The sequence below is a fragment of the Streptomyces sp. NPDC056628 genome, assembly GCF_042792555.1.
Classification (GTDB): domain Bacteria; phylum Actinomycetota; class Actinomycetes; order Streptomycetales; family Streptomycetaceae; genus Streptomyces.
The window spans coordinates 284204-302519 of the sequence record NZ_JBHTWG010000001.1 but is presented as its reverse complement, the minus strand read 5'-3'; the positions used below and the strand labels follow the sequence as shown (position 1 = coordinate 302519).

General features: G+C 73.2%; 13 protein-coding genes. 7 read left to right on the top strand and 6 right to left on the bottom strand.

Features of this window, described 5'->3' with window-relative positions; all coding sequences use genetic code 11:
* Positions 1-59 precede the first annotated feature (59 nt).
* The 4 genes from ACFRAC_RS01345 to ACFRAC_RS01330 all read left to right on the top strand — a co-directional run bounded on the left by ACFRAC_RS01345 (position 60) and on the right by ACFRAC_RS01330 (position 5329).
* Positions 60-860, top strand: a complete 801-nt coding sequence (locus ACFRAC_RS01345; protein ID WP_382919367.1) for a sugar phosphate isomerase/epimerase family protein — start codon at positions 60-62, stop codon at positions 858-860.
* A 102-nt stretch (positions 861-962) separates the two neighbouring features.
* Positions 963-2195 (top strand): MFS transporter, encoded by a 1233-nt coding sequence (locus tag ACFRAC_RS01340; RefSeq protein ID WP_382919365.1) that lies wholly within the window; start codon positions 963-965, stop codon positions 2193-2195.
* 522 nt (positions 2196-2717) lie between these two features.
* Complete coding sequence (locus tag ACFRAC_RS01335; protein WP_382919364.1) at positions 2718-4553, top strand: glycoside hydrolase family 3 N-terminal domain-containing protein; 1836 nt, start codon at positions 2718-2720, stop codon at positions 4551-4553.
* A gap of 128 nt (positions 4554-4681) precedes the next feature.
* A complete protein-coding gene (locus ACFRAC_RS01330; RefSeq protein ID WP_382919362.1) occupies positions 4682-5329 on the top strand; it encodes a hypothetical protein in 648 nt (215 codons plus the stop codon).
* A gap of 19 nt (positions 5330-5348) precedes the next feature.
* On the opposite strand, the gene ACFRAC_RS01325 is transcribed toward ACFRAC_RS01330, so the two are convergent.
* The 3 genes from ACFRAC_RS01325 to ACFRAC_RS01315 all read right to left on the bottom strand — a co-directional run bounded on the left by ACFRAC_RS01325 (position 5349) and on the right by ACFRAC_RS01315 (position 10536).
* Complete coding sequence (locus ACFRAC_RS01325; RefSeq protein ID WP_382919360.1) at positions 5349-5738, bottom strand: hypothetical protein; 390 nt, start codon at positions 5736-5738, stop codon at positions 5349-5351.
* Positions 5739-5840: 102 nt separating this feature from the next.
* The gene (locus ACFRAC_RS01320; RefSeq protein ID WP_382919359.1) at positions 5841-9557 is read right to left on the bottom strand and encodes an ABC transporter ATP-binding protein; all 3717 of its coding nucleotides are present in this window, start codon (positions 9555-9557) and stop codon (positions 5841-5843) included.
* Between the two features lie 100 nt (positions 9558-9657).
* A complete protein-coding gene (locus tag ACFRAC_RS01315; RefSeq protein ID WP_382919357.1) occupies positions 9658-10536 on the bottom strand; it encodes a serine hydrolase in 879 nt (292 codons plus the stop codon).
* A gap of 211 nt (positions 10537-10747) precedes the next feature.
* Between ACFRAC_RS01315 and ACFRAC_RS01310 the strand changes: the two genes are divergently transcribed.
* Positions 10748-11554 (top strand): endonuclease I family protein, encoded by an 807-nt coding sequence (locus tag ACFRAC_RS01310; protein ID WP_382919355.1) that lies wholly within the window; start codon positions 10748-10750, stop codon positions 11552-11554.
* A gap of 9 nt (positions 11555-11563) precedes the next feature.
* On the opposite strand, the gene ACFRAC_RS01305 is transcribed toward ACFRAC_RS01310, so the two are convergent.
* Genes ACFRAC_RS01305 through ACFRAC_RS01295 form a run of 3 tightly spaced genes read right to left on the bottom strand, consistent with a single transcriptional unit; the run spans position 11564 to position 15750 of the window.
* A complete protein-coding gene (locus ACFRAC_RS01305) occupies positions 11564-13255 on the bottom strand; it encodes a thiamine pyrophosphate-binding protein (RefSeq protein WP_382919354.1) in 1692 nt (563 codons plus the stop codon).
* Positions 13252-14232 (bottom strand): agmatinase, encoded by a 981-nt coding sequence (gene speB, locus ACFRAC_RS01300; RefSeq protein ID WP_382919352.1) that lies wholly within the window; start codon positions 14230-14232, stop codon positions 13252-13254. The genes ACFRAC_RS01305 and speB overlap by 4 nt, the downstream gene beginning before the upstream one ends.
* 57 nt (positions 14233-14289) lie before the next feature.
* A complete protein-coding gene (locus ACFRAC_RS01295; protein WP_382919351.1) occupies positions 14290-15750 on the bottom strand; it encodes a sodium:solute symporter in 1461 nt (486 codons plus the stop codon).
* A gap of 187 nt (positions 15751-15937) precedes the next feature.
* On the opposite strand from ACFRAC_RS01295, the gene ACFRAC_RS01290 reads away from it, so the two are divergent.
* Positions 15938-17419, top strand: a complete 1482-nt coding sequence (locus ACFRAC_RS01290) for a PucR family transcriptional regulator ligand-binding domain-containing protein (protein ID WP_382919349.1) — start codon at positions 15938-15940, stop codon at positions 17417-17419.
* Positions 17420-17481: 62 nt separating this feature from the next.
* Positions 17482-18276: a phosphatase gene (locus ACFRAC_RS01285; protein WP_382919348.1), complete on the top strand. Its 795-nt coding sequence runs from the start codon at positions 17482-17484 to the stop codon at positions 18274-18276.
* Positions 18277-18316 lie beyond the last annotated feature (40 nt).

Below are 18316 nucleotides of genomic sequence, written 5' to 3'. Positions count from 1 at the left end.
GGGGGCGGCGCGTGTCCGGCCGGATGTGTGGACCTCGTTTCCCTGGCAAGGTGAGGTACATGAAGCTGGCGTTCTCCACTCTCGGCGTCCCCGGTCTGCCCCTCCCCGACGTGCTGCGGCTCGCGTCCGCGCACGGCTACCACGGCGTGGAACTGCGCGCCCACCCCGAGGAGCCGGTGCATCCGGGCCTCGGCCCCGGTGAACGGGCGGACGTGGCCGCCGAGTTCAAGGCAGCCGGCGTGGAGCCGCTGGGCGTCGCCGGGTACACGCGGATCGCGGCGCCCGGGGACGACGGGCCGGTCATCGAGGAGGTGCGCACGCTCGTCGACCTCGCCCACGACATCGGCGCGCCCTACGTGCGGGTCTTCCCCGGCGCCGACCCGGAGCAGACCTCCGAGGCCACGGACGCGATCGCCGCGCGCCGGCTCGGCACGGCGGCGGAGTACGCCGCCGACAGCGGGGTGCGCGTCCTGCTGGAGACCCACGACTCGCACCGGGCGGCCGCCGACGCGATGCGGGTGCTGGGCCTGGTCGGGCACCGCAACGTCGGCGCGCTGTGGGACGTCATGCACACCTGGCTGGCCGGTGAGCAGCCCGCGGAGAGCTATGCGGCGCTCGCCCCCCATCTGGGCTACGTCCAGGTCAAGGACATCGCGACCGCCGGCGACACGGCTCCGCTGCCGCTCGGCGCCGGGGTGCTGCCGCTCGCCGAGTGCGTCGAGGTCCTGTCCCGGCACGGCTGGGACGGCTGGCTGTGCTGGGAGTACGAGAAGCGCTGGAACGAGGACGCCGCCCCGCTGGAGGGTCTGCTCGACACGGGCCGCGACCACCTGTCCCGGCTGCTGAACGAGTCCGCGTAGGCGCGAGGGGCGACCGGCCCGGAAATTCGGTGGCCGGGTTTCGAGGGGCGCTATAACGTACCCCCTCGTGCCTGAGCCCACCCGTCACCCAGCCCTGCCGTCATGAGCCTCACGCGTGCCCTGATCGACGTACGGCCCCTGAGCGGTTCCCCCGTCTTCCGGCGGCTGCTGATCGGGCGGACGGTGTCCATGCTCGGCGGCTTCATGACCATGGTGACCGTGCTCTACCAGGTCTGGGACATGACGCACAGCACCATCTGGAGCGGCGCGGTCGGTCTCGCGCAGGTGGTGCCCATGGTCGTCGTGGGGCTGCTCGCGGGATCGTGGGTGGACCGGGGCGACCGGCGCCGGATCTATCTGACCGCCACCGTCGGCCAGGCGGTCTGCGCGCTGCTGCTGGCGGTGCAGGGCTTCACCGGACACGTCCCGGTGATCGGGGTCCTCGTGCTCGTGGCCGCCGGTTCCTGCTTCGCGGCGATCGGCGGTCCGGCTGCGGGGGTGTTCGTGCCGCGGCTGCTGCCGAAGGAGCAGGTGGCGGCGGGGCTGGCCCTCAACCAGGTGTCCGGCCAGTCGATGATGCTGCTGGGCCCGGCGGTGGGGGGCCTGTGCCTCGGCTGGTTCGGCATCGGCGCCTGCTATCTGATCGACGCCCTGACCTTCGTGTTCGCCTTCTACGGCGCCTTCGGGCTGCCCGCGCTGCCGCCCGAGGGCGAGCCGTCGCGGGCGGGGGTGCACGGCGTCCTGGACGGGCTGCGCTTCCTGGCCGGGCACCGCGTGGTGCGCGGCGCGCTGATCACCGACCTGGCCGCCACGGTGCTGGCGATGCCGGTCAGCCTGTTCCCGCTCGTCAACGCGGAGCGCTTCGGCGGCGATCCGCGCACGCTCGGCCTCTTCATGTCGGCCGTGGCGGTCGGCGGTGTCACGGCGACGGCGCTGTCGGGTCCGGTCACCCGGCTGGGCCGCCCCGGCCTCGTGATGCTGTGCGGGGCCGGCACCTGGGGGGTGGCACTGGCCCTGTTCGGCCTGGTGAGCGACCCTTGGACGGGGCTCGGGCTGCTGGCGGTGGCGGGTGGCGCGGACTCCCTGTCGGTGGTCTCCCGGGTCACGATCGTGCAGACCCGGACCCCGGACGCCCTGCTGGGCCGGGTCACGGCCGCCGAGCAGATCGTCGGCCAGGGCGGCCCGCACCTCGGCAACCTGCGCGGCGGACTGGTCGCCGGCTGGACGGACGGGGCGACGGCCCTCGTCCTCGGCGGCCTGCTGTGCGTGCTCGCGGTGACGTACGTCGGGGCGAGCACCCCGCAACTGCGGGACGGCGCCCTCTCCGAGGACTAGGGCGTGTTTCGAAAGTAGCGTCGTCCGCCCGAAGGGCGGGGTCCGCGGCGTCTGGTGCGGTGCGTCGCAAGGCGGAGGGTCGTCCGCGTACTGGGCGTACGCGGACGATCCCGACAACGCGGCGAGGCGCCGTGCCAGGCGTCGCGGACCAGACGGGACTTTCGAAACACGCCCTAGGGGGGTGTGTCGACAGTCCCGTCCACCCCGCCCGCCACCGGCGTCCCGACTTCGCCGACGGCGCCCGTTCCCGGGAACCCAGCCCCGTCGCCCCTCGTCCAACGGGCAAGCTGCCGGAGAGTCACCGTGGCACGGTGTCGGCCTCGCTGCTGGCTGCGATCGCTGACCACCCTCTCCAGCCGTGCCGCGGCCGGCAGCACGCCGTCATCGGCGCGCCCCCCTCCAACTGCGCCGATGGCGGCCCCTCTTCGGTTACGGTCCATTCCCTTGACTGGCAGAAACTTCCCGGATATTGGCGACTCCTCGGAAGTTTCCTTCACAGCGCCACCTCCGGAAGGAGCGCACGTGCCCGACACCAGCACGGGAAGCACCGCATCGCCTTCAAGACGCCTGGTCCTGGCGGCCACGGCCGGTCTCACCGGCGCCCTGGCCCTCGGCGGCACCGCGCACGCCGCCCCGCACGACGACAGAAGGCTGCGCGCCCTCATCGACCGGATGACGCTGCCCGAGAAGGTCGGCCAGCTCTTCGTCATGCGGGTCTACGGCCACTCCGCGACCGACCCGGACCAGGCGGACGTCGACGCCAACCTCCAGGAGATCGGCGTGCGCACGGCCGCCGAACTGCTCGCGAAGTACCGGGTGGGCGGCATCATCTACTTCACCTGGGCGCACAACACCCGCGACCCGCACCAGATCGCCGGTCTGTCGAACGGCATCCAGAAGGCGTCGCTCGCCCAGCCGCGCGGCCTGCCCGTGCTCATCTCCACCGACCAGGAGCACGGCATCGTGTGCCGGGTCGGGGAGCCCGCCACGCTCTTCCCGGGCGCCATGGCCGTCGGCGCCGGCGGCTCCCGCTCCGACGCCCGCACCCTCGGCCGGCTCGCCGGGGAGGAGCTGCGGGCGCTGGGCATCCGGCAGAACTACTCCCCCGTCGCCGACGTCAACGTCAACGCGGCGAACCCGGTGATCGGCGTGCGCTCCTTCGGCTCCGAGCCGGACGCGGTGGCCGCCCTGGTCGCCGCCGAGGTGGCCGGGTACCAGCACGCGCGCCAGGTCGCGGCGACCGCCAAGCACTTCCCCGGCCACGGCGACACCGCCGTCGACAGCCACACCGGCTTCCCGGTCATCACGCACACCCGTGAGCAGTGGGAGAAGCTGGACGCGCCGCCGTTCCGGGCCGCCGTCCGCGCCGGCATCGACTCGATCATGACCGCGCACCTCATGGTCCCGGCCCTCGACGACTCCGGCGACCCGGCCACCCTCTCCCACCCGATCCTCACCGGCATCCTGCGCGGGGAACTCGGCTACGACGGGCTGGTGGTGACGGACTCGCTCGGCATGGAGGGCGTCCGCACGAAGTACGGCGACGACCGGGTCCCGGTCCTCGCGCTCAAGGCGGGCGTGGACCAACTGCTGAACCCGCCGAACCTGGACGTGGCGTGGAACGCGGTCCTGAAGGCCGTGCAGGACGGCGAGCTGACCGAGGCACGGCTCGACGAATCGATCCTGCGCATCCTGCGCCTGAAGGCGAAGCTCGGGCTGTTCGACGACCCGTACGTCAGCCAGTCGGGAGTGGACCGCTCCGTGGGCACGCCGGCCCACCTGAAGGCCGCCGACCGCATCGCCGAGCGCACCACGACCCTGCTGGTCAACGAGGGGTCGCTGCTGCCGCTGTCCCGCCGGTCCCACCGCAGGGTGCTGGTCGTGGGCGCCGACCCGGCCTCTCCGTCCGGCACGACGGGCCCGCCGACCGGTGTGCTCGCCGCGGCCCTGACCGAGCTGGGCTTCACGGCGACCGCCCTGTCGACCGGTACGGCGCCGTCCTCGGCGACCGTCGCACGGGCCGTGGAGGCGGCGCGCGAGGCGGACGCGGTGGTGGTCGGCACGTACAACGTCACGGCGTCCAGTACGCAGAAGACACTCGTCGAACAGCTTCTCGCCACAGGGAAGCCGGTGGTCGCGGTCGCCCTCCGCAACCCCTACGACGTGGCCCGTCTGCCCGGCGTGAAGGCCTTCCTGGCGGCCTACGCCTGGACGGACGTCGAACTGCGGGCCGCGGCCCGGGTGATCGCCGGGCGGGTGGCCCCGCAGGGCGGGCTGCCCGTGCCGGTGCAGCGCGCGGACGACCCGTCCCGGGTGCTGTTCCCGGTCGGCCACGGGCTGTCGTACCGCGGCCGCTGACCTCCTGACGCATCGGACGTAGCGCCTGTACGCCACACAACGGGCGCACTCGCCACCGACCGGCGCAAAGGACCCCGTATGTCTGGCGTGTACCCGCTGTCGCGGGTCACGCTGGACCGGGGGGTGCGATGCGTGGAGGACGGGGTGGGACGGCCGTGTGCGCGGTGCCGGCGCTGCTCGCCGCGCTGCTGACGGGGTGCCAGGGTTCCTCGGGAGCCCTGGAGGACGGCCCGCCGGGCGCGAGCGCGGAGGGGCCCACGGGGCGGGCCACCGCGCCGGGGCCCGGCGGGCACGGGGCGGTGTTCCTCGCGGTGGACGAGTGCAGTTCGTTCGGCCGGACCAGCTTCACCGAGGTGCCGTGCGCGAGCGAACGGGCGGCCGCGCGGGTCGTGGCCCGGCACGACGGCGCGGTCCGCGGCGGCGCGCCGTGCCCGGGGACCACGGACTTCGTCCTGCACATCAGCGCCCAGGACCGGACCTCCGACGAGGACGGCGACGGCGCGGTCCCCCAGGGCTACGCCTGCATGCGCAACCTCACGCCGCCCCACCCCGGGGACCCCGGCGGCGGGGGCGGCCCCCGCACGATCGTCGGCGACTGCGTCTACGGCTCGGGCGACGGGCAGGTCCGGGAGACGGCCTGCGACGGCGAGGGCGAGCACAAGCCGGGCTACAAGGTGACGAGGACCGTGGACAGGCGGTCCCAGTGCCCCTCGTCGACCGCCCTCTACGTGGAGGTGGGCGGCGAGAAGCCGGTCGGCTGCGCCCGGCGGATGTGACGGCGGGTCGCGCCGCGGGTCAGCACAGGATCCAGCCCTTGCTCACCGAGCCCCGGCCCACCTTGCCCTTCACCCACACACAGCGGTGCCCGGCGTGGACGGTGACCGGTCCGGCCCGGCGCGTGTACTGGCCCTCGTCCGTGACCGGGTTGGCCCGGTAGGCCCGCACGCTGACCATCATCCGCTGCTTGCGGCCGGGGCTCTTCGGCAGCGTGACGGCGCAGACGTAGCCGTTCTTCCTGTACACGTACAGCGTCCCGGTGGAGAACGGGTACGTCCTGACCTTGCGCCCCTCGCAGCGGCTCGGCGCGGCGTGCGCCTGCGCCGGAACGGCGATCGCGAGCAGCCCGGACACGGTCACCAGCGCCAGGCAGACGGCCAGTCGTCGGCGTATCCCACCCTTGTCCACTGCGAAGTCCTCCCCGTACACCGGCGATGAGCGTACTGGTGTACGGACGCCTGGCGTACGCCGGATGGTTGCACGGCCGTCACGCCGCCCCGGGGGCCGCGCTCACCGGGCCACGCCGACCGGCTCCTCCGGCTCGGCCTGCCCGAGGAAGGTCCGCCACAGCTCGGCGTACCGCCCGCCGCGCGCCAGCAGTTCCTCGTGCGTGCCGTCCTCGGCGACCCGGCCGTGGTCCATGAGCACCACCCGGTCGGCCCGCGCCGCCGTCGTCAGCCGGTGCGCCACCACGAGCGTCGTACGACGGCCCGCGAGCCGGTCCGTGGCCTGGTTGACCTGCGCCTCCGTGGCCAGGTCGAGGGCGGCCGTCGCCTCGTCCAGGAGCAGCACGTCGGGGTCGACCAGCTCGGCGCGGGCCAGCGCGATCAGCTGGCGCTGCCCGGCGGAGAGGTTGCGGCCGCGCTCGGCGACCTCGTGGAGGTAGCCGCCGTCGAGGGTCGCGATCATCTCGTGCGCGCCCACCGCCCGCGCGGCCGCCTCGACCTCGGCGTCGGTGGCGCCGGGACGCCCGTAGGCGATGGCGTCCCGGACGGTGCCGGGGAAGAGGTACGCCTCCTGCGGCACGACCCCGAGCCGGTGGCGGTACGACGTCAGGTCCAGGTCCCGCACGTCGGTGCCGTCGACGGTGACACGGCCCGCGCTCGGGTCGTAGAACCGGGCGACCAGCTTCACCAGGGTCGACTTGCCGGCGCCGGTCTCCCCGACGAACGCGACCGTCTGCCCGGCGGGGATGCGCAGGTCGATGCCGGACAGCGCCTCCTCGTCGTCGCCGTAGGCGAAGTGCACGTCCTCGAAGGCGATCTCGCCCCGCAGCTCCCGCACCTCGCGCGGCTCCTCGGCGGCCCGCGTCGACGTCGGCTCGCGCAGCAGCTCCTGGATACGGCCGAGCGAGACCGTGGCCTGCTGGTAGCCGTCGAAGACCTGGGAGAGCTGCTGGACCGGCGCGAAGAACAGGTCGATGTAGAGCAGGTACGCCACCAGCGCACCGGTCGTCAGGGTGGCCGTGTCGATCCGCACCCCGCCCACGATCAGCACGGCCGCGGCCGCCGACGACGCCAGGAACTGCACGAACGGGAAGTAGATCGAGATGAGCCACTGGCCCCGGATCCGGGCCTGGCGGTAGCTGTCGCTGCGCTCGGCGAACCGGGCGCCGCCGTCGCGCTCGCGCCGGAACGCCTGCACGATCCGCAGGCCCGCCACCGACTCCTGGAGGTCGGCGTTGACCACCGACACCCGCTCACGGGCCAGCTCGTACGCCTTCACGCTCGCCCGGCGGAAGAAGTAGGTCGCGACGACGAGCGGCGGCAGCGTCGCGAAGACCACGAGCGCCAGCTGCACGTCGAGCACCAGCAGGGCGCCCATGATGCCGAAGAAGGTGACGACCGAGACGAACGCGGTGACCAGGCCGGTCTGCAGGAACGTGGACAGCGCGTCCACGTCCGTCGTCATCCGGGTCATGATCCGGCCGGTCAGCTCGCGCTCGTAGTAGTCCAGGCCGAGCCGCTGGAGCTGGGCGAAGATCTTCAGCCGCAGCGCGTACAGCACCCGCTCGCCGGTGCGCCCGGTCATCCGGGTCTCGCCGACCTGCGCGGCCCACTGGACGCCGACCGCGAGCAGGCCGAGCAGGGCCGCCGCCCACACCGCGCCCAGCGCGGCCTGGCTGACGCCCGAGTCGATGCCGTGCCGGATCAGGATCGGCAGCAGCAGGCCCATGCCCGCGTCGACGGCGACCAGGGCGAGGCTGATCAGCAGCGGACGCCCGAAGCCCCGCAGCAGCCGCCGCAGCCCGTACGACCGCTCGGGCCGGACCGCGCTCGCCTCGTCGACGTCGGGGGTGTCGAGCGCCGGGGGCAGGGCCTCGACCTGGGCGAGCAGTTCGGGGGTGGCCGGCGACTGGGCCAGCGCGAGGTCCTTGGGCTCGCGGTCGCCGGTCCACAGCCGGGGCGTGACCCCGCGCTCGGCGTCGAACTCGGCGTCCAGCTCGTCCCGGACGGAGGTGTCCTCGTGGGGACAGGACGGCTGGGTGTGGCCGGGCGAGACCCCGCCGAGCTCGTCGGGGTCGGTCAGCAGCCGGCGGTAGAGGGCGGAGCGCTCCTGGAGCTCCTCGTGGGTGCCGATGTCGGCGAGCCGGCCGGCGTCCAGGACCGCGATGCGGTCGGCGAGGCCGAGGGTGGAGCGGCGGTGGGCGATGAGGAGGGTCGTGCGGCCCTCCATGACGTGCTTGAGGGCCTCGTGGATCTCGTGCTCGACGCGGGCGTCCACCGCCGAGGTGGCGTCGTCGAGGACGAGGAGGCGGGGGTCGGCGAGGATCGCGCGGGCCAGCGCGATCCGCTGGCGCTGGCCGCCGGAGAGGGTCAGGCCGTGCTCGCCGACCGTGGTGCCGTAGCCGTCGGGCAGGTCGGCGATGAAGCGGTCGGCCTGGGCGGCGCGGGCGGCGGCCTCGATCTGCTCGTCGGTGGCGTCGGGGCGGCCGTAGGCGATGTTGGCGCGGACGGTGTCGGAGAAGAGGAACGAGTCCTCGGGGACGAGCCCGATCGCGGCCCGCAGCGAGTCGAGGGTCAGCTCGCGCACGTCGTGGCCGCCGACGAGGACGGCGCCGCGCGTGACGTCGTAGAAGCGCGGGAGCAGCAGGGAGACGGTGGACTTGCCGGAGCCGGAGGCGCCGACCACGGCGAGGGTCTCGCCGGCGCGGATCTCCAGGCTGAGCCCGTCGAGGACGGGGCGCTCCTCGTCGTAGCCGAAGGAGACGTCGTCGAACTCGACCGTGGCGGGGGCGTCGGCCGGGAGGGCCCTGGCGCCGTCCTTGATCGAGGGCTCGGTGTCGATCAGCTCCAGGACGCGCTCGCTGCTCGCACGCGCCTGCTGGGCGACGGTGAGGACCATGGCGAGCATGCGGACCGGGCCGACCAGCTGGGCGAGGTAGGTGGAGAAGGCGACGAAGGTGCCGAGCGTGATGTGCCCGCGCACCGCCAGCCAGCCGCCGAGGGCGAGCATGGCGACCTGGCCGAGCGCCGGGACGGACTGGAGGGCGGGGGTGTACTTCGCGTTGAACCGGACGGTGCGCAGCCGCCCGGCGTAGAGCCGGCGGCCGACCTCGCGGAGCTTGCCGGTCTCCTGCTCCTCCTGCCCGAAGCCCTTCACCACGCGCACACCGCTGACCGCGCCGTCGACCACGCCCGCGACGGCCGCGGCCTGGGCCTGGGCGTACCAGGTGGACGGGTGCAGTCTGCTGCGGCTGCGCCGCGCGATCCACCACAGGGCGGGGGCGACCGCGAGGGCGACCAGGGTCAGCGGCGGCGACAGCCAGGCCATGACGGCCAGGGAGATCAGGAAGAGCATGAAGTTCCCGATGGTCATCGGGAGCATGAAGAGCAGGCCCTGGATCAGCTGGAGGTCGCTGGTGGCGCGGCCGACGACCTGCCCGGTGGACAGCTCGTCCTGCCGGCGCCCGTCGAGCCGGGTGATCGTCCGGAACATCTCGGTCCGCAGGTCGTGCTGGACGTCGAGGGCGACCCGGCCGCCGTAGTAGCGGCGGACGAAGGTCAGGACGTAGACGGCGACGGCGGCGGCGATCAGCAGCCCGGCCCAGACGGCCATGCTGCGCGTGCCGCCGATCACGTCGTCGATGATCACCTTGGTGATCAGCGGGACCAGCGCCATGACGGCCATGCCGCCGAGGGAGGAGCCGAGGGCGAGGATCACGTCCTTCGGGTAGCGCCAGGCGTAGCCCCACAGTCGTCGTGCCCATCCTGGCTGCGCTGCCACGCCCGTGCCTCCCGTTCGTCCTGGTCTGCCGGAAGGCACCAACGTCCGTGAGCTCGGATTTCATCCCGCCGCAACAATCCGGCGGGGCGTGGCGGGGCGGTCAGCTCGCCGCGAGGTCCCTGTGGATGACCTTGGCGACGCCCTGGATGGTGGCGATGCCGTAGTTCATGGTGCTGTTGCCGTGGCTGAGCACCGTGATCACGTAGTCGTGGCCGCCGCCCTTGAAGGCGCCGACGCTGTGCACGCGCCAGCCGTGCGTGGCGCGCTGCAGCCAGCCGTTCTTGACGGCCACGGAGACGCCGGACGGCACGCCGTACGGGGTGCCCCAGCGCTGCGAGGAGACGACCTGGCCCATCAGCTTGAGGATGTAGGCGCGGGAGTTGTCGCTGAGCACGGTGTTCCTGACGGTGACGAGCTTGAGCAGCTTCTGCTCGTCGGTGACGTTGATCTGGGTCAGACCCCAGTAGCCGTTCGCGCCGGGGACGGTCTTCGTCATGCCGGCGGCGCCGAGGAAGCCCTTGATCTTGGTCATGCCGAGCTGCTTCCACAGGGTGGTGGTCGCGGCGTTGTCCGACTTGGTGATCATGGCCTTGGCGAGGGACGTCTCGCGGTCGGTGAGGTACCGGTCGTGCTTCTTGGCGTCCCACAGCAGTGTGGCCAGGACGGTGACCTTGACGACGCTGGCCGAGTCGAAGGCGCTGGTCGCCCGGAGCGTGCAGGTGGTCTTCGTGGAGCTGTCGTACAGGCCGACCGCGACGGTGCCGTTGCGGTTGGCCAGGGCGGCGGTGATGTCCCGCTTCAGCTTGTCGGCCAGCCCCGCCTCGGCCGAGGTGCAGCTGACGGCCGGTGTCGCCGCGGCGGCCGGTGCGGCGGCGGCGAGCGGCGCTATGACGAGGCCGGCGCCCAGGCCCGCCGCGACGACCGCTCGCGCGCGCCTGGCCGCGCCCGTGGAGTTCTCGCTCGCTGTCCCGTGAGTCATGGCTTGTTGACCAACGAGGGCGCGCGAATGGTTGTACGGGTACGGAGCCGAGTTGGCGCCACAGAGCCGCAACTCGTCTGCTTTTGCACAGAATTGCTCCGCTTCTTCACCTGATGGACACGCAGAGGATCTCGACACACCTGCATGCACATGTCACGCTCCGGATGCCGCCTTCGCTCAACCCGCGTAGACACGCGAGAGGAGACCCCTCATGCCGGCGACATCCCCACGCCCCCGGCGCTGGACGTCCGTGGCCCTCACCACGGCCGCCCTCCTGGCCGGGCTCACCGCCCCGGCCCTGACCGCCGCCCCGGCCGCCGCGACGACCACGGCGTACGACGACACGTACTACGCCGCCGCGCTCGGCAAGACCGGGCCCGCCCTGAAGACCGCCCTCCACGGGATCATCAGCAACCAGACGAAGCTCTCCTACTCGGCCGTCTGGGACGCCCTGAAGGTCACCGACCAGGACCCGGCCGACAGCAACAACGTCAAGCTGCTCTACAGCGGCATCTCCCGCAGCAAGTCACTGAACGGCGGCAGCACCGGCAACTGGAACCGCGAGCACGTGTGGGCCCAGTCCCACGGCGACTTCGGCACCTCGGCCGGGCCCGGCACCGACCTGCACCACCTGCGGGCCGAGGACGTCCAGGTCAACTCCGTCCGCGGCAACAAGGACTTCGACAACGGCGGCAGCGGCTTCACCAACTCCGGTGGCAGCCTGACCGACTCGAACTCCTTCGAGCCCCGCGACGCCGTCAAGGGCGACGTGGCCCGCATGATCCTCTACATGGCCGTCCGCTACGAGGGCGACGACGGCCGGCCCGACCTCGAGGCCAACGACTCCATCAACGGCGGCGTCCCGTACCACGGACGTCTGTCGGTCCTGAAGCAGTGGAACGACGAGGATCCGCCGGACGCCGTCGAGCAGCGCCGCAACGACGTCATCTACACGTCGTACCAGGGCAACCGCAACCCGTTCATCGACCACCCGGAGTGGGTCGAGTCGATCTGGTAACCCCCCGGATCACTCCGTTCCCAGGTGTGTGGGCGCGAACATGCGCAGCACCGCCGGGAGCACGACCACCGAGGGGCCGGGCTCGGACAGCGCCTTGGCGAGGTCCGTCTCCAGGGCCTCGGGCGTGGTCCTGATCCCGGGGACGCCGAACGACTCGGCGAGCGCCACGTAGTCCGGACGCGTCAGTTCGGTCGCCGTGGCCTCGCCGAAGGCGTCGGTCATGTACTCGCGCAGGATGCCGTAACCGCCGTCGTCGACGATGAGCCAGGTGACGTCGAGCCCGTACTGCCGGGCCGTGGCGAGTTCGGCGATGGAGTAGAGGGCGCCGCCGTCGCCGGACACCGCGAGCACCGGGCGGGTCGGGTCGGCGGCCGCCGCGCCGAGCGCCGCCGGGAAGCCGTAGCCGAGGCCGCCGGCGCCCTGCGCGGAGTGCATGCGGTTGGGGCCCTTGGCGTCAAAGGCCGACCAGGCCCAGTAGGCCAGGATCGTCATGTCCCAGAAGGACGGGGAGGCGGCGGGCAGGGCCCGGCGCACGGACGCCAGCACCTCCTGCTCCAGGGTGAGGTCCTGGGCGGCGATCCGGGCGGCCACCTTCGCGAGCACCTCGCGCACCCGCTCGGGGGCCTCCGGGTCGTGCCGCGGGGACACGGTCTCCAGCAGCGCCTGCAATGCCGGCCGGGCGTCGGCGTGGATGCCCAGCGCGGGGTGGTTGGACTCCAGCTTGCCGAGGTCGGCCTCGATCTGGACGACCCGGCCGCGCGGCCGGAACGTGTGGTAGTTCGAGGAGAGTTCACCGAGCCCGGAGCCGACCACCAGCAGGACGTCGGCGTCCTCCAGGAAGTCGGTGGTGTGCCGGTCCTCGATCCACGACTGGAGCGACAGCGGGTGCTCCCAGGGGAACGCGCCCTTGCCGCCGGGGGTGCAGACCACCGGCGCCTGAAGGGTCTCCGCCAGCCGGAGCAGCTTCTCGGAGGCGTCCGCGCGGACCACTCCCCCGCCCGCGATGATCGCCGGGCGCTCGGCGTGGGACAGCAGGTGGGCCGCCACCGCCGTCAGCTCCGGGCGCGGCACCAGTTCCTCGGGGAGGGCGTCGCCGCCGGTGACGACCGGGATCGAGGTCTCGGCGAGCAGGACGTCCTGCGGGATCTCCACCCACACCGGGCCGTGGGGGGTGGTGAGCGCGGACTTCCACGCCGCCTCGATCGCGGACGGGATCTGGGACTGGGTGCGCACGGTGTGGACCGACTTCACGACACCCCGGAACGAGGCCGCCTGGTCCGGGAGTTCGTGCAGATAGCCGTGGCGTCCCCCGCCGAGGCCCGCCGTCGGGATCTGGCTGCTGATCGCCAGCACCGGCGCCGAGGCGGCCGCCGCCTCCTGGAGCGCGGCCAGCGAGGTCAGTGCCCCCGGACCGGTCGACAGCAGCAGCGGGGCCGCCTCGCCGGTGATCCGGCCGTAGGCGTCGGCGGCGAACCCGGCGTTGTTCTCCACGCGCAGCCCGATGTAGCGCAGGTCGCTGCGGCGCAGCGCGTCGAACATCCCGAGCGCGTGCTGGCCGGGCAGTCCGAACACGGTCGTCGCGCCGAGCCCGGCCAGCGTCTCCACGACCAGGTCCCCGCCGTTGCGGCCGGCCGGCGGATTCAGGGCGGCGGTGATCTGCTCCCGCGTCGGGCGGAGTACCAGGTCGTGGTCGTGGGTCACTTGCCCTCGTCCTCCTCGCGCGCCGCCGCGATCTGGCGGGACATGATCGTGGTCAGTTCGTACGCCGTGTGGGACGCGGCCACCGACGTGATCTCCGCGTGATCGTACGCGGGCGCCACCTCGACGACGTCCGCCGAGACCAGGTTGCAGGAGGCGAGACCGCGCAGGATCTCCAGCAGTTCGCGGGAGGTCATGCCGCCGGCCTCGGGGGTGCCGGTGCCGGGCGCGTGGGCCGGGTCGAGGCAGTCGATGTCGATCGAGATGTACAGCGGGCGGTCGCCGATGCGCTGGCGGAGCTGGTCGGCGACCTCGTCGGCGCCCCGGCGGTAGACGTCGGCGGAGGTGACGATGCCGAAGCCCATCTTCTCGTCGTCGGTGAGGTCCTGCTTGCCGTACAGCGGGCCGCGGGTGCCGACGTGGGAGAGGGCGGACGTGTCGAGGATGCCCTCCTCGACGGCCCGGCGGAACGGGGTGCCGTGGGTGTACTCGGCGCCGAAGTAGGTGTCCCAGGTGTCGAGGTGCGCGTCGAAGTGGAGCAGGGCGACCGGGCCGTGCTTCTTCGCCACCGAGCGCAGCAGCGGCAGGGCGATGGTGTGGTCGCCGCCCAGCGTCATCAGACGGGCGCCGGTGCCGAGCAGGTCGTCGGCGGCGGCCTCGATGGTGTCGACGGCCTCGTGGATGTTGAACGGGTTCACGGCGACGTCGCCGCCGTCCGCGACCTGCGCGAGGGCGAACGGGGAGGCGTCCTGCGCCGGGTTGTAGGGACGCAGCAGCCGGGACGCCTCGCGGATGGCGTTGCCGCCGAAGCGGGCGCCCGGCCGGTACGAGACGCCCGAGTCGAACGGCACACCGACCACGGCGACGTCGGCGCGGCCGACCTCGTCGAGGCGCGGGAGCCGGGCGAAGGTCGCGGGACCCGCGTACCGCGGGACGCGGGAGGAGTCGACGGGGCCGCGGGGCGTCTCGTTGCTGGTCATGAGGAAATGCCTTCTTTCCTACGCGGTAGGGCGTATGCGGGGTATGTGCCTAAGACTCTACTGGCCGGCCGGCACCGGTTCGGACGCGCGTTCGGGTTCCCGTCCGGCCAGGCGCTCGCGCCAGAGGGCGAGGACGGCCGGGTCGGTGGGCTTCGTCAGCAGCGAGACGGCGACGTACGCGACGAGGGAGGACAGCAGGCCGTAGTAGACGGGCTCGTTGGCGAGGATGCCGTGCGTGGCCATCAGCGTGATCACCGCGACACCGCCGACCACGACCGCGGTGAGCGCGCCCTGCGCGGTCCCGCGGCGCCACAGCAGCCCGCCGAGGATCGGCACGAGCAGCCCGCCGACGAGCAGGTTGTAGGCGACCGTCAGGGCCTCGACGACGTTGTTCAGCGCGATGGCCGTGCCGATCACGGCGAGGCCCATCAGCAGGATGAAGGCGCGGTTGCCCTTCACCTCGTCGTGCGCCTCGCCGTCGGGGCGGACCACCCCGCGCAGCCGCGACCAGATGTCGTTGTTGGCGACGGTCGCGCAGGCGATGAGCGCGCCGGAGGAGGTCGACATCACGGCGGCCAGGGCGGCGGCCAGCACCAGGCCGCGCACGCCCACGGGCAGCTCGTCCTTGACGATCGTCGCGAAGGCGTCGTCGGCGCTGGAGAGGTTCGGGTACAGCACCTTGGCCGCGGTGCCGATGACCGCGCCGGCGAGGGCGTAGGCGAGGCAGTAGGTGCCGGCGACGGTGCCGCCCCACTTGGCGGTCGTGTCGCTGCGGGCGGTGAACACGCGCTGCCAGATGTCCTGCCCGATGAGCATGCCGAAGGTGTAGATCAGGACGTAGGTGAAGATCGTCTCGCCGCCGATGCCCAGCGGGTCGAAGTACTCGGTCGGCAGCTTCGCCTTCATCTCGCCGAACCCGCCGGCCTTGACGACGGCGATGGGCAGCAGGAGCAGGAGCACGCCGATCGTCTTGACCACGAACTGCACCATGTCGGTCAGGGTGATCGACCACATGCCGCCGAGCGTCGAGTAGGCGACGACGATGGAGCCGCCGAGGATGATCGCCAGGGTGCGGTTCATGTCGAACAGCACGTCGAAGATCGTGGCGTAGGCGATGGTGGAGGTGACCGCGAGCATCAGGGTGTACGCCCACATGACGACGCCGGAGATGACACCGGCCCGGCCGCCGTAGCGCAGGTCCAGCATCTCGGAGACGGTGTAGACCTTCAGCCGCGCGATCCGCGCGGAGAAGAAGACGGAGAGGGCGAGCAGACCGAGGCCGATGGTGAAGACCATCCAGGCGCCGGAGAGGCCGTACTGGTAGCCGAGGCCCACGCCGCCGATGGTGGAGGCGCCGCCGAGGACGATCGCCGCCATCGTGCCGGAGTACATCGCGGGGCCGAGCCGGCGTCCGGCGACCAGGAACTCACTCTTGGACTTGGCGCGGCGCATGCCCCACCAGCCCACGGCCAGCATGCCGGCCAGATAGACGACGATCACTGTGTAGTCGACGGCCATGGTGGGGCCTCCTTCGCGCACATCCCGGTGGCGTGTCGTGCAGATGGGGTGGGGACGGCCGGCAGCGATCGCGGGGACAACCGCCCGTACCCGCGGCTGCCGGACTGCAATGACAGTAGGTGGCCGGAAAGTGACTGCGAAGTGTACGTTTCATCCATTCGCCGCCTCACGAGTGGAGGAACCATCCATGCCGGACCATGCGGTTCCGCCCACCCCGCCCGTGCCGTTGTCGGCCCTCCTGGCCCGCGACGACCTGGGTCTGCGCCAGATCGCCGGGCCCATGGACGCGGGCACGGTGATCCACTGGGCGCACACCTCGGAGATGGCCGATCCCTACCCCTATCTGCTGGGCGGCGAGCTGCTGCTGTCGGCGGGCGTGCACGTCCCGGAGGCGGCCGGCACGGGGACCTACTTCGACGACTACGTGGGGCGGATCGTCGCGGCGGGCGGCGCCGCCCTCGGCTTCGGTCTCGCCCCCGTGCACGACACCGTGCCGCGCGCCCTCGTCGAGGCGTGCGACGCCCACGGCCTGCCGCTGCTCGAGGTGCCGCCGCGCACCACGTTCTCCGGGGTGGCGCGCGCGGTGTGGCAGCTCATGGCGCAGGCCCGGCTCGCCGAGCTGCGGCGCGTCGCGGAGGCCCAGCAGAGCCTGGCGGCCGCCGCGGCGCGCCCGGACCCGGTGCGGGCGGTGCTGCGACAGCTGGCCCAGCGGGTGGGCGGGCACGCGGTCCTGTACGGCCCCGAGGGGACGCGGGTCGCCGCGGCGGGCCGGGCGGCGGACCCGGCGGCCGGCCGGGCGCTGGCCGCGCTCGCGGCGGTCGTCCGGCCCACGGGGCCCGGCACGCCCACCTCCGCCACCGACACGGCCGGCGACACCCGTCTCGCCGCCTACGCGCTGGGCGCCGGGCACGGCTTCGTCCTCGGGGTGGCCGCGCCGCAGCACCGGTCCGGGGACCACACCGTCGCCTCCGTCGCCGCCGTCCTGCTGTCGCTGCTCACCGGCGAGCACCAGAGCGGCTCGGGGGCGGCCCGCTCCTCCGCCCTGGTACGGCTGCTGCTGGGGGCCGAGCCGCCCACGGTGGCCCCGCTGCTGGGCGCGGAGACCTGGCTGGTCGTGCACGCGGCGCCCGGCACGCCCCCGTGCGACCCGGTGGCGGCGTCCGCGCTGGGCGCCGCCCTCGGCTCGCCCCTGGTCGACCTGGGGCGGGACGTCGTCCGCGTCCTCGTCCCGGCGGACCGGGTGCCGGACGCCCAGCCCGGCTGGACGCTCGGGGTGAGCGACCCGGTGCCGGCCGGGGAGTGGACCGTGGCGGACACCCAGGCGGCCCGGGCGCTGGCGCGGGCACGGGCCACCCGCACGCCCCTGCACCGGCACGGCACGCACCGCCCGGCCCTGGCCGAGCTGGTCCCCGGGGACGCGGCGCGGGCGCACGCGCACGCCCTGCTCGCGCCGCTGACCGGCACCCTCGCGGACACCCTGCGCACCTGGCTGTCGCTGCACGGCAGTTGGGACCGCACGGCGGTGGCGCTGTCCGTGCACCGCAACACCGTCCGGCAGCGGATCGCCCGGTGCGCCGCGCTGCTGGAGGCGGACCTGGACGACGCGGACGTCCGCATGGAGCTGTGGTTCGCCCTGCGCCATGCCGAAGCGTCCGGTTCGGGGCAGTGACCCGCGTCGCACGCGCCCCGGACCGAGACGCCGTGCCGGGCGTCTGCCTCACAATGGGGACCATGCCGATACCCGGGACACCCAGCCGCGCCGAGCTCGTCGACCACCTCGTCCGCACCCGCATCGCGGGCGACGTCGCGACGCCCCGCGAGAACAACCTCTCCCACTACCGTCAGCTGGCGAACGGCAACCGCCACTACTGGCTCGGCCTGGAGCTCGGCGACCGCTGGACCGACGAGCAGGACGTGCTGGCGGTGATGGCGGAGCGCGTCGGTGTGAGCGACGACGCCGAGCACCGGCACGGCCAGGACACCATCGACCCGGAGCTGACGGTGGCCGCGCTGGAGCGCATGGCGGCCCGGCTGCGCAAGGCGGCCGACGGCTCGCAGCGGGTCCTGTTCGCGACCGGCCACCCCGGGGGCCTGCTGGACGTGCACCGCGCCACGGCCGCCGCGCTGCGCGCGGCCGGCTGCGAGATCGTGGTGATCCCCGAGGGCCTGCAGACCGAGGAGGGCTATGTCATGCAGTTCGCCGACGTGGCCGTCCTGGAGCACGGCGCCTCCCTGTGGCACACGCACTCCGGCGACCCGATGAAGGCGATCCTCACCGGCCTGGAGCGCGAGGGCCGTCCGCTGCCCGACCTCGTGGTCGCCGACCACGGCTGGGCGGGGTACGCGGGGCAGCACGGCGTGGACTCCGTCGGCTACGCCGACTGCAACGACCCGGCCCTGTTCCTCGCCGAGGCCGAGGGCACCGTGCAGGTCGTCGTCCCCCTGGACGACCACGTGGTCAGCCCGCGCCACTACGACCCGATGACGGCGTACCTGCTGACGGAGGCGGGTCTCGGCGACGCCTGAGGCGCGCCCGCCCGGCCCCGAACGGGCCGGGCGACGGCGG